Genomic DNA, 12,793 nt, shown 5'->3' on the forward strand with positions numbered 1-12,793 from the left:
CAGGAACAGCAATGAGCGGACAACTACTTGATACCATAGCCCTGACCGAACTGTCCGGCGTTGGGGCCAAGATGGCAGAAAAGCTTGAAAAAATTGGCCTGCACACGGTCCAGGATCTGCTGTTCCACCTCCCCCTCCGCTATGAAGACCGCACCCGGATCTGGCCGCTGGCCAACGTAATGCCCGGTCAGCACCTGACGGTGCAGGGCGAGATCCTCAGCAGCAATATCAGTTTCGGTAAACGTCGAATGCTGACGGTGAAAATCAGCGACCAAACCGGTACGGCAACGCTGCGTTTTTTCAACTTCAACGCCGCAATGAAAAACAGCCTGAGCGAAGGTAAGCAGGTCAAAGCCTATGGTGAGATCAAGCGGGGCAAGTTCGGGCTGGAAATCATCCACCCTGAGTACCGGGTCTTTTCCGAACCAACAGAACTCAGCGTTGAAGAGACCCTGACCCCGGTCTACCCGACCACCGACGGCCTGCGCCAACTGACCCTGCGTAACCTGACCGATCAGGCAATGGTTCTGCTCGACAAAGCCGCAGTGCGCGAGCTGCTACCGGAAGGTTTGTATGACCGTCAGATGACACTGTCTCAGGCCCTGCACATCATGCACCGCCCGACACCGGACGTTTCGCTCGACCAGCTTGAAGAAGGCAAACATCCGGCCCAGCAACGGCTGATCCTTGAGGAGCTGCTGGCCCAGAACCTGTCGATGCTGGCTGTGCGTAACAAGAGCCAGCAACATGACGCCTGGTCGCTGCCGCCAAGCGATACCCTTAAACAGAAACTACTCGACAGCCTGCCGTTCAGCCCGACCGGTGCCCAACAACGAGTAGTAGCCGATATTGAGCACGACCTGGCCCAGCCGCATCCGATGATGCGCCTGGTGCAAGGGGATGTCGGTTCAGGCAAAACCCTGGTCGCCGCCCTCGCCGCCTTGCGGGCTATCGAGCACGGCTATCAGGTTGCCCTGATGGCTCCGACCGAACTCTTGGCTGAACAGCACGCCATCAACTTTGCCAACTGGCTGAAACCAATGGGAATTGAAGTTGGCTGGCTGGCTGGCAAGCTCAAAGGCAAAGCACGCGACAGTGAACTGGCTCGGATTGAAAGCGGCGAAGCCAAAATGGTCGTCGGCACCCATGCCCTGTTCCAGGAGCAGGTGGTGTTTAACAACCTCGCACTGGTGATCATTGATGAGCAGCACCGCTTCGGTGTCCACCAGCGGCTGGAACTGCGGGAAAAAGGGGCCAGCAACGGCCATTACCCGCACCAGCTGATCATGACGGCTACGCCAATCCCGCGAACCCTGGCGATGACCGCCTATGCCGACTTGGAGACGTCCGTCATCGACGAGTTGCCGCCGGGCCGGACACCGATCCAGACCGTCGCCCTACCGGACTCGCGCCGGGCTGAAATTATCCAGCGGATCCACTCTGCCTGCCTCAACGAAGGCCGTCAGGCTTACTGGGTCTGCACCCTAATTGATGAATCCGAAGTACTGGAGGCCCAAGCCGCCTCCGATACGGCCGATGAGCTAACAGCCCAGTTGCCGGAGTTGAAAATCGGGCTGGTACACGGACGGATGAAACCGGCAGAAAAACAGGAAGTGATGCAACGCTTTAAAGAAGGTGAACTTCACCTCCTGGTTGCCACCACTGTGATTGAAGTCGGGGTCGACGTGCCTAACGCCAGCCTGATGGTCATTGAAAATCCGGAGCGCCTGGGTCTGGCTCAGCTCCACCAGTTGCGCGGTCGCGTCGGTCGGGGCAATGTCGCCAGCCATTGTGTCCTGCTCTATCATGCCCCGTTGTCCAAAACAGCCCAGAAACGCCTGGGCGTACTGCGCGAAAGCAGCGACGGCTTCGTGATTGCCCAGCGGGATCTGGAAATCCGCGGCCCCGGTGAACTGCTCGGCACCAAGCAAACCGGTATCGCGGAATTCAAGGTTGCCGATCTGGTCCGCGACCAGCATCTGATCCCCCAGGTCCAGAAACTGGCGCGCTATCTTCACGACAATTACCCGGATAACACCAAAGCGATTATCGATCGCTGGCTGGGTCAGCGAGAAAATTACTCCAACGCCTAACGTCAGCTTAATTGCGGCCAGAAACTGTAAAAAACAGGCTTTCTGGCCCGCTTTTCCATTGATACATTCGATTTGATTCGCCACTGTGATCCCGGCATCCCAGTCAACATCTGCAACTACACACTTTACTTAACTTTTCCGACCTTAACCCCGGCTTCTCCTGCTAACAGAAAATAATTCAAACAAAATCACGCAAACGTTTGCTATTTGCAGAAAGATAATTACAATAGCGCACAAATTTCATCCACCCCCTCTCTCCCGGTGACGGTCTGGATCTGATTAACAGCAATCACAGAGTTATCCATCCGCCACGGACTGCTACCCATTCAGCGTAATAGTCGGGACCACAGAGAGACACCAAGGAAATACATGGCCATGACTCGCCAACACAGTGATATCGAAACACCTGTAAAGTCCGATCTGATTTACCGTCTTGAGGACCGTCCGCCCCTACCGCAAACCTTGTTCGCCGCGGTCCAGCACCTGCTGGCCATGTTTGTTGCCGTCGTCACCCCGTCGCTGATCATCTGCCAGACCCTCGGCATTCCGGCAGGCGATACCAATACGATCGTCAGCATGTCACTGTTTGCTTCAGGCATTGCCTCTTTCATCCAAATCCGCACTTTCGGCCCGGTTGGCTCCGGCCTGCTCTCGATTCAGGGCACCAGCTTTAATTTCCTTGGTCCAATCATCGGTGCCGGGCTGGCATTGAAAGCCGGTGGCGCAGACGTGCCGACCATGATGGCGGCAATTTTCGGCACAATTCTGGTTGCCTCTCTGACAGAAGTACTTATCTCCCGCGTCCTGCAACACGCCCAGCGCGTGATCACCCCACTGGTGTCCGGCATTGTGGTTACCCTGATCGGCCTGACCCTGATCCAGATCGGCCTAACTTCCATGGGCGGCGGCTATGCCGCGATTGAAAACGGTACCTTCGGCAGCTTGGATAACCTGATGCTAGCCGGTACGGTTCTAGGCCTGATTGTGCTGTTGAACCGGGTGAAAAACCCGTACCTGCGCGTCTCATCCATTGTGATAGCCATGGCTGCCGGCACCCTGCTTGCCTGGATGAACGGCATGGTAGACAGCTCCCGTATGAGCAACGCCGAACTGATTGCGATCCCACAGCCAATGCAGTACGGACTGGGCTTTGAGTGGTCGTTGCTGATCCCGTTGGTCATTGTCTTTGCGATCACATCACTGGAAGCCATCGGTGATATCACTGCGACATCAGAAACCTCTGAGCAGCCGGTTGCCGGCCCGGTTTATATGAAACGCATCAAAGGCGGCGTGTTGGCAGACGGTATCAACTCGGCAGTGGCCGCAGTGCTCAACAGCTTTCCGAACTCCACCTTCAGCCAGAACAACGGCATCATCCAGCTGACCGGAGTTGCCAGCCGCTACATCGGCTACTTCGTGGCGGGTATGCTGGTTCTGCTTGGCCTGTTCCCTGGGGTTGCTAACCTTGTTCAGCTGATCCCAGAACCGGTGCTGGGCGGTGCGACCATTGTAATGTTCGGCACCATTGCCGCTTCCGGCGTACGGATCATCTCCCGTTGCGAGCTGGACCGCCGCGCCATCCTGATCATGGCCCTGTCTTTCTCTATGGGTCTGGGTATCGCCCAAAAGCCGGAGATTCTTCAGTTCATGCCGGAATGGATTAAGAGCATCTTGTCATCTGGAATGGCGGCAGGCGGTATCACGGCGATTATCCTGAATCTGGTTTTGCCGGAAGAGAAAAAATAACAGCAAGAAATAAAGCCGATAAAAAGAAAGCGAGAGCCACACAGGCTCTCGCTTTCTTTTTATGTAGACGAATTCTAGATAATTAAAGCTTCTTAGCTGCGTCCAGCGGCAGGTTAACCTGTACCTTCAAACCACCATCACTGCGGTTGGTAACGGAAATCGCCCCTTCATGCTGATCAATAATCCGCTTTACGATTGCCAGGCCAAGACCGGTCCCTTCCGATTCACAACCACGGGCAGTATCTCCCCTAGTCAGCGGCTGAAACATCTTCGCTACCTGATCCGGTTCAATCCCCGGGCCGTCATCTTCAACACAGAACCAGGCAGTCTTGCGATCGGCGGTTACACCGCTGGCAATCCTCACCCAGCCGTTACCATAACGCAGGGCATTGGTTACCAGGTTGGCTACCGAACGCTTGATCGCAACCCCGTTAACGTGCACCACGCCGGGAATATCATCCAGCGCCAGCTCAATCTCATGTTCATAACCGCCTTCGGTTTCCGCCACTTCCTGCAGCAGTAAGTTGAGCTCAAGCGCTTCTTCTTCCTGCTTTTTGGTCGATTTGAGGTAATCCATAAACTGGCTGATGATCTCGTTACACTCTTCGGTGTCCTTAATCATACTCTCAGCCAGATAACTGTCTTCCGGCGACATCATCTCAGTTGCCAGCCGGATCCGAGTCAGCGGTGTGCGCAAGTCATGGCTAACCCCAGCCAGCAGCAATGCCCTGTCTTCTTCCAGCTGCTTGATGCCTTCCGACATGCGGTTGAACGATTTGGTTACCGCACGAATTTCCGATGCACCGCGCTCAGGCAAATGCGGTGGCGTCTCTCCCCGAGCAACTTGCAAAGCGGCTTTCTCCAGTGCCACCAGCGGGCGGTTCTGGATCCGGATAAACAGCCAACCACCGGCAATCACCATCAAAGCTATCACCAGGCTGTACTGGAACAGCGGCGCAAAATCCTCTTCCTGCAATTCAGACAATGGGATCCGCATCAGAAAGCCCGGCATCGCCGCGCAGCGCATCCACAACACATAGCTGTCCGCCCCCAGCACCAACCGCACTTCCGTCGGCGCTTCCAGAGCCCGGGTCATCTCTTCGCTTAGGTATTCAATCTCGGTGGCCTGCAGGAACTCCTGGTTATCCGGGCTGCCATCCGGATGCAGGGTAACCCCCAACTGCTCCAGCAACCGCCGCCGGACCGGGGTATCAAGGTGGAAAGTCTCACCGTCAGCCAGCTCAACATCTTCTTTGAGCATCAGCCGCACTTCATAGGCCAGAATCCGGTTGAACTGTTGCAAGCTGGGCAGCAAGGCATAGTTCAGGACGGCCAGATAAGAAAAAATCTGGCTGGCTATCAGCAAGCCAGCCAGCAGGATCAGGGTACGGGTAAACGTACTGCGCGGGAACATCCGCATTATGATTGCCTCAGATTAGGATTCAGTTTATGCCTCTTTGCCGTCAGGAACGAAGACATAGCCCAAGCCCCAGACCGTCTGAATATAGCGCGGACGACTCGGATCTTCTTCAATCATCCGGCGCAGGCGGGAAATCTGAACGTCAATCGAGCGCTCCATCGCTGAATATTCACGGCCGCGGGCCATGTTCATCAGCTTATCACGGGACATCGGTTCCCGGGCATTGGTCACCAGGGCTTTCAGCACCGCAAACTCACCGGACGTCAGTGGCATGGATTCATCACCGCGGAACATCTCACGGGTACCCAGGTTAAGGCGAAACTCACCGAACTCAATCATCTTGCCTTCGGCACTCGGTGCACCCGGTACTTCGATGATCTGGCGGCGCAATACGGCACGAATACGGGCCAGCAGCTCACGCGGGTTAAACGGCTTCGGCAGATAATCATCAGCACCGACTTCAAGGCCGACAATCCGGTCAACTTCATCGCCCTTGGCGGTCAGCATCAGGATCGGCAACATGTTATTGGCATTGCGCAGGCGGCGGCAAATCGACAGGCCATCCTCCCCCGGCAGCATCAAATCCAATACCATTAAATGAAACGTTTCGCGGGCCAGCAAACGGTCCATCTGCTCACCGTTCGCTACGCTGCGGACCTGGAAGCCCTGCTCCGACAGATAGCGCTCCAACAGCGCACGCAGGCGCATGTCATCATCAACAACCAGAATCTTAAAATTTTCCTGCATCATTACCTACCTGCATCATCTTCGCACCAAAAATCACCACAGTGCATTTGCTGTTTATGTTACCCAAACCACCCGGCGGTTACCCCGCAAACAGAGAAATAAATTGTTACGTATTATGTCCATAGTGCACAAAACTTAAGTCGTGCCCCGGCTAACAATTTCACGATTAATTTTTCCTATATGAGTCAGGTTTGTCTCATTCACCATGTATATCAGATGGTTAGCACTGATAAATTTGATAACAAAATACCATTCCCTATAATCACAATAATCAATTGCTTGCACTGAATTTATACATACAAATCATCGTTGCATAGCAATCTTCTATTCTGTCACAACATACATCTGTAACTGACACCATGCAATTGCACTCCACATTGCCGCAGTTACATCAGCCAAGATAACAATCATGAAAAAATTCGCACTAACGACACTTCTGACTCTATTGCCATTCTGCTCCCATGCCGCAGAATTCGACCACATCACCAACTTCGGTGACAGCCTGTCCGACATCGGCAACAAGCACATGATCACCGTTGATATGAACCAGGCAACGTCCGGCAAAATCGGCATCCGTGCCGCCAAGCCAAACTTTGACGGTCGCTTCAGCAACGGACCGGTATGGACGGAATACCTGGCCGGTTTCCTTGCCAAACCAGCACCAGTTCGTGGTCACGGTGAAATTGACAGTCAGGTTGTACTAAAAGATCAGGCCGGCAAACAAATCACCTACCACTATCACCATAACGCGCTGCCAGGCACCAACTGGGCTGTCGGCGGTGCAATGTCCGGCCTTGGCAACTTCCTTGATATTGATGCCGCCAAAGGCTTCACTGCCAAGTCCGGCCTTGATGTACTGACTAACACTGGCCAACAAATCAAACTGCACATCGCCAACAAAGGTCAGTTCACAGGCAATGAGCTGGTCAGCTATATGAGTGGTACCAACAACCTGTGGTTCACCCTGTTCGGCGATCTTAACCAGACCGGTGACAAGGCCGCAGGCTTCGCCCTTACCGATATCGAAAACCTGATCGATGCCGGAGCCAAACAAGTCCTGGCCGCCAACATCCCTGACTTTATCGATGCACCGTGGTTTGCCGGCCAACAGGAAAAAACCACCCGTTTTATCCAGTCACACAACCAGGCACTGAAAGTCGGCCTGGACCAGCTGGCTGCAGCCCACCCGGACGTCGAGATCTATTACTTTGATGCCTTTGCTCTGTTCAACAAAGTCAGCAACGAGGTGAAAACCAAAGGTAAATATCAGGACAAGGAGCTAGCGATCACCCTAACAAACGTGACTGGCGAAGCTTACAGCTATGCAACCGGCAAAGTCATTGCCCAACCGAACCGCAACCTTTTCTGGGATGGCCTGCACCCGACAACGGCAATGCACAAGATCATGGCTAAAGAAGCGGCCAACCTCGTCATAAGCGGAAGGACATTATGAATTTCAAATCCATACGTCACCAAATCATTATAGGCGCGGCAACGTGCCTGTTTTTCTCGCTGCTGGCAGTGCTAATGGTTGGAGTGAAATACTCCAACCAGCTGGAAGAGATGGTCTACGGCAAAACCCATGCTTTTGCCGATCACACCCTGAGCCAGCTGCTCGAGGAAACCGGTAAGTTCCATTCTGGCCAGATCCAGAGCCAGCTGTCGGTGGCGATGAACTCGGTCGAGGCCATGGCCAGCGTCATCTCCGGAATGGCAGATAACCGCGACGGACAGAACAAAGTCACCCGTGAAGAACTGTCACTGATGGTGCGTGACTTGCTGGCTGGCAACCAGCAATTCCTCGGTACTTATATTGCATTCGAGCCGAATGCCTGGGATGGCAAAGATGATATTTACGAAGCAATCGACGGCAAAGGCCAGTTCAATGTGTACTGGACCCGCAGTGGCGACAACCAGCTCAAGCCGTCATCAGTCGACACGGATCGCTTCTACATTCAGAAGCAGACTAACAACGGCACCCGCGTCAGTGAGTGGTATCTGTGCCCGGTCGAAAGTGGTCGCAGTTGCCTGATCGACCCTTGGGCCTATAACGTTCAGGGTCAACAGATGCTGATGGCCAACCTGGTTGCCCCAATAAAAGCTAACGGTCGCCCTATCGGTATGATTGGTATCGACCTGTCGGTGAATTTCATCAATGAACTGGCACTTAAACTTCAGAAAGAGAAATTCGGTCCGAATGCCCATATCAGCATTATCAGCTACCGCGGGGTAGTCGCAGCCGATACCGCCCCGGACGCGAAGCTGGGTAATGTCCTGCCGGACTGGAACCGATACCGCTCTCAGTTCCAGGCTGGCCAACAGCTGTGGCTATCAACCGACAAGTACTCAAGCCTGGCAACCCCGATTAAAGTCGGCAACACTGCAACTTCGTGGATGCTGTGGATCTCGGTACCGAAAGCCGAGCAGCTGAGTGAAATTAATAAACTGCAACACGAGCTGGAATCCTCCTTCGATGAGTTCCTCAACAGCCAGGTTCTGGCCGGGGTACTAATCTCCGTAGCGGCACTGGCCGTGCTGTATATTCTGGCCAAGCGCATCTCCACTCCGATCCAGCAGGTGGTTCAGCTGGTACAGCAACTCAGCCAGGCCGGAGGGGATCTGACCTACCGGATGGATGTCACCCGTAAAGATGAAACCGGCGAGCTAATGTCTGGCATTAATACCCTGATGGCTTCCCTGCAGGGGATGATCCGCGATATTGCCGGCTCCGTCGGCCAGCTGAAGCAAGCTGCCAACCACTCAGCCGATATAGCCCAAACCTCGCATACCGATGTCCAGCAGCAACGTCTGGAGCTGGAACAGGTGGCCACCGCGATTAACGAAATGGCCTGCACCGCCAGTGAAGTAGCCAACAACGTCGCCAATACGGCCGGCTCGGTGGAAGAAGCCAACCAGGCGATCACCCGCTGCGGTAACGTAGTCAATGACAGTGCTGATATGGTCAACCAGCTGGGCGAGGCAATGGAAAACGCCACCGCAACCATTACCGAACTGGAAACCCAGAGCCATCAGATCCGCTCGATTCTGGAAGTCATCCGTACTATTTCGGATCAAACCAACCTGCTGGCACTGAATGCCGCCATTGAAGCGGCCCGTGCCGGCGAACACGGCCGGGGATTTGCGGTTGTCGCCGATGAAGTCCGCCAGTTGGCATCCAAGACCCAGAGCTCGACAGAAGAAATCCAGCAAATGGTCGACCGCTTCCAGAGTCAGATCCAGATGACCGTCGATACCATCACCAGTAGCCAGACTTTCAGCCACAATAGCATTGAAGGCAGCAAGAAAGCGGTTGAAGAGCTGGATGCACTGATGGCAACCACATCAACCATCCAGGAAATGATGTGCCAGATTGCCACCGCCGCCGAAGAGCAGCATCAGGTGACGGAAGACATCAACCGCAATATCAGCGCCATCACTGACATCACCACCAAAGCCGCGCAAGGTGCGGAGATGTCCAGCCACGAGGCGCAGGGCATGCTGACCCAGACCAGTGACGTCGAAGCCAAACTGAACAAGTTTAACTTCTGATCATAGGCTCTGAGCTAGCCCCCCTTTGTTCAGGCCCGCCCTAAAGGTTCGGGCCTGAACGAAATCACCGCCAGGCCCCTCTCGGATAAAATCTGTCCCCGCCAAATGAGAATTCTCCCGCCTTCTTGATTTTCAGCCACAATATTTTCAACCGGTGAGATTGACGCCACCGACAAACCATAAGACTATTTGGCAGGCATTAGGAAGCTGGACAACAACAATGAAGACCAACTTAATCACGCGCGAAGGCTACAACAAGCTCAAAGACGAGCTCGATTTCCTGTGGAAAGAGGAACGCCCTGAAGTCACAAAGAAAGTCACCTGGGCCGCCAGCTTAGGCGATCGCAGTGAAAACGCGGATTACCAATACAACAAAAAGCGCCTGCGCGAAATCGACCGCCGGGTCCGGTATCTGCGCAAGCGGCTGGAACAGGTCCAGGTGGTTGACTACTCACCACAGCAAGACGGCAAAGTCTTCTTCGGAGCCTGGGTCGAAATTGAAAACGAAGACGGCGAAACCAAAACCTTCCGTATCGTCGGCCCGGATGAAATCTACGGCCGCAACGACTACATCTCTATCGACTCCCCAATGGCCCGGGCCCTGCTGAAAAAAGAAGTCGATGACGAATTTGAAGTCAGCACGCCAGCCGGCAAAAAAGAGTGGTTCGTCAACCACATCCGGTACGTCAAATAACCATGAGCTGACAAGAACCTAACACATAATACCGAACACCCGGCTACCCTTGTTATAACAACCGGCCGGCACTCCGGTATATTCCAATAATAACGACAGCCCGCGGAGCCGGGCTGCCCTGAACAACCAAGAGATACCAACGGATGAGCAACGCTATCAATCAGACGATTGCCAGAGAACTCGCGGTACGCGAAGACCAGGTAAAATCAGCCGTCACCCTGCTGGATGACGGTAACACAGTTCCTTTCATTGCCCGCTACCGTAAAGAAGTCACCGGCGGACTGGACGATACCCAGCTGCGTAACCTTGAATCCCGCCTCGGTTACCTGCGTGAACTGGACGATCGCCGCCAGGTTATCCTCAAATCCATCACTGAGCAGGGTAAATTAACAGCGGAGCTGGAAGCCGAAATCAAAGGTGCCGACAGCAAAACCCGCCTGGAAGATCTGTACCTGCCGTACAAGCCAAAACGCCGCACCAAAGGCCAGATTGCGATTGAAGCGGGCCTTGAGCCGCTGGCAGAAACCCTGTGGAACCAGCCGGAAAACGAGCCGGAAGCCACCGCCGCACAATACCTTGATGCCGAAAAAGGCGTGGCTGACACCAAAGCCGCCCTGGACGGCGCCCGCGCAATCCTGATGGAGCGCTTTGCCGAAGACGCAGCCCTGCTGGATAAAATCCGCCGCCATTTGCAAGGCAATGCCGAACTGACCTCCCGCGTTGTAGAAGGCAAAGAGCAGGAAGGTGCCAAATTCAAGGATTACTTCGAATACAGCGAACAGCTGAAGCAGATCCCGTCACACCGAGCCCTGGCGCTATTCCGTGGCCGTAACGAAGGTTTCCTTCAGCTGTCTCTCAATGCCGACCCGCAGCAGGAAGAAGGCGTACGCGGCTCTTACTGCGAAGTGATGATTGCCGACCACTATGGTGTGAAACCGGGCAGCCAGCCGGCTGACAGCTGGCGCAAGCAAGTGATCAGCTGGGCATGGCGCATCAAGATCCTGATGCACATGGAAACCGAGCTGATGAGCGCACTGCGAGAAAAAGCCGAAGACGGTGCCATGCAGGTATTTGCCGACAACCTGAAAGATCTGCTGATGGCCGCCCCAGCTGGCCCGCGCGTCACCCTGGCTCTGGACCCAGGCCTGCGTACCGGCTGTAAGGTCGCCGTGGTTGATGAAACCGGCAAGCTACTGGATACCGCCACCATCTATCCGCACCAGCCGCAGCGTCAGGTTGCCCAGTCCGAAGCGACTGTTCTGGCCCTGATCACCAAGTACAACGTCAACCTGATCGCAATCGGTAACGGCACCGCATCCCGCGAAAGCGACAGCTTTGTTACCACCCTGCTAAAAGACAACAACCTGAAAATCCAGAGCGTGATGGTGAGCGAAGCCGGCGCCTCGGTTTACTCAGCATCCGAACTGGCGGCCAATGAATTCCCGAATCTGGATGTGTCACTGCGTGGTGCTGTATCTATCGGCCGCCGCCTGCAGGACCCGCTGGCCGAGCTGGTGAAAATCGATCCGAAATCTATCGGTGTCGGTCAGTACCAGCACGATGTCAGCCAGAGCATGCTGGCCAAGCGCCTGGATGCCGTAGTCGAAGACTGTGTAAACGCCGTCGGTGTGGATGTGAACACCGCGTCACCAGCACTGCTGACCCGAGTTGCCGGCCTGAACGGCACCATCGCCCAGAACATCGTTAACTACCGTGACGAGAATGGCCGCTTCGAAGCCCGCACCACACTGAAGAAAGTCGCCCGCCTCGGTCCTAAGGCATTCGAACAGTGTGCCGGTTTCCTGCGGATCATGAGCGGTAAAAACCCGCTCGACAGCTCAGCGGTTCACCCGGAATCCTACACCGTAGTGAAAAACATTGCTGCTGCCAACGATAAAGCCCTGGATGCGATTATCGGCAACAGCGAGTTCCTGCGCGGCCTGAAAGCCGCCGACTACATTGATGATAAATTCGGTCTGCCAACCGTGACCGACATCATCAGCGAGCTGGACAAGCCGGGCCGCGACCCGCGTCCGGAGTTCAAGACCGCGACCTTCGCCGAAGGCGTCAATGAAGTGAAAGACCTGGTTCCGGGAATGATCCTGGAAGGTGTAATCACCAATGTCACCAACTTCGGTGCCTTTGTCGATGTCGGTGTTCACCAGGATGGCCTGGTGCACATCTCAGCCCTGTCCGACAAGTTCGTATCTGACCCGCGCGAAGTCGTCAAAGCCGGTGATATCGTCAAGGTCAAAGTGATGGAAGTGGATCTGCAGCGCAAGCGTATCGGCATGTCAATGCGCCTGAACGACGAGCCAGGACAGGAAAAACCGGCCCGCAAACCACAAGGCCAGCGCCAGCAGCCTCGTGAGCAGCGACAGCCTCGCAATAACCCACGTAATGCCCCGGCAGGCAACAGTGCGATGGGCGGTGCCTTTGCCGCGGCTTTTGCCAACGCGAAGAAGAAGTAAAACACCCGAAGCGAGTTTCCAGTGATAACAAAAGAGCCGGCAATAAATGCCGGCTCTTTTTTGATTCACTGTG

At 54.9% G+C, this 12,793-nt stretch carries 8 protein-coding genes; 6 read left to right on the forward strand and 2 right to left on the reverse strand.

Translation table 11 applies throughout. From position 1 onward, the window contains the following. Positions 1 to 11 precede the first annotated feature (11 nt). Positions 12 to 2,093, forward strand: a complete 2,082-nt coding sequence (recG, locus tag C942_RS19600) for an ATP-dependent DNA helicase RecG (RefSeq protein WP_007469466.1) — start codon at positions 12 to 14, stop codon at positions 2,091 to 2,093. Positions 2,094 to 2,468: 375 nt separating this feature from the next. After that, positions 2,469 to 3,839 (forward strand): uracil-xanthine permease family protein, encoded by a 1,371-nt coding sequence (locus C942_RS19605; RefSeq protein WP_036801282.1) that lies wholly within the window; start codon positions 2,469 to 2,471, stop codon positions 3,837 to 3,839. Positions 3,840 to 3,921: 82 nt separating this feature from the next. Here the strand turns inward: C942_RS19605 and envZ are convergent, their stop codons facing one another. Both envZ and ompR read right to left on the reverse strand, forming a co-directional pair. Next, entirely contained in the window at positions 3,922 to 5,259 is a 1,338-nt protein-coding gene (gene envZ / locus C942_RS19610) for a two-component system sensor histidine kinase EnvZ (protein WP_007469468.1), read from the reverse strand. A 27-nt stretch (positions 5,260 to 5,286) separates the two neighbouring features. After that, positions 5,287 to 6,009, reverse strand: a complete 723-nt coding sequence (gene ompR / locus C942_RS19615) for an osmolarity response regulator transcription factor OmpR (protein WP_007469470.1) — start codon at positions 6,007 to 6,009, stop codon at positions 5,287 to 5,289. Positions 6,010 to 6,415: 406 nt separating this feature from the next. On the opposite strand from ompR, the gene C942_RS19620 reads away from it, so the two are divergent. The 4 genes from C942_RS19620 to C942_RS19635 all read left to right on the forward strand — a co-directional run bounded on the left by C942_RS19620 (position 6,416) and on the right by C942_RS19635 (position 12,720). Next, positions 6,416 to 7,459 carry an SGNH/GDSL hydrolase family protein gene (locus C942_RS19620; protein ID WP_007469472.1) on the forward strand — a complete coding sequence of 348 codons (1,044 nt, stop codon included), beginning with the start codon at positions 6,416 to 6,418 and terminating at the stop codon, positions 7,457 to 7,459. After that, entirely contained in the window at positions 7,456 to 9,555 is a 2,100-nt protein-coding gene (locus C942_RS19625) for a methyl-accepting chemotaxis protein (protein ID WP_036801239.1), read from the forward strand. Before C942_RS19620 ends, C942_RS19625 begins: the two co-directional genes overlap by 4 nt. Positions 9,556 to 9,775: 220 nt before the next feature. Beyond that, positions 9,776 to 10,249 carry a transcription elongation factor GreB gene (greB, locus tag C942_RS19630; RefSeq protein WP_036801242.1) on the forward strand — a complete coding sequence of 158 codons (474 nt, stop codon included), beginning with the start codon at positions 9,776 to 9,778 and terminating at the stop codon, positions 10,247 to 10,249. 143 nt (positions 10,250 to 10,392) lie between these two features. Beyond that, a complete protein-coding gene (locus C942_RS19635) occupies positions 10,393 to 12,720 on the forward strand; it encodes a Tex family protein (RefSeq protein ID WP_007469478.1) in 2,328 nt (775 codons plus the stop codon). The last annotated feature ends 73 nt before the right edge of the window (positions 12,721 to 12,793 follow it).

Source organism: Photobacterium marinum, from assembly GCF_000331515.1.
GTDB classification, from domain to species: Bacteria; Pseudomonadota; Gammaproteobacteria; order Enterobacterales; family Vibrionaceae; genus Photobacterium; species Photobacterium marinum.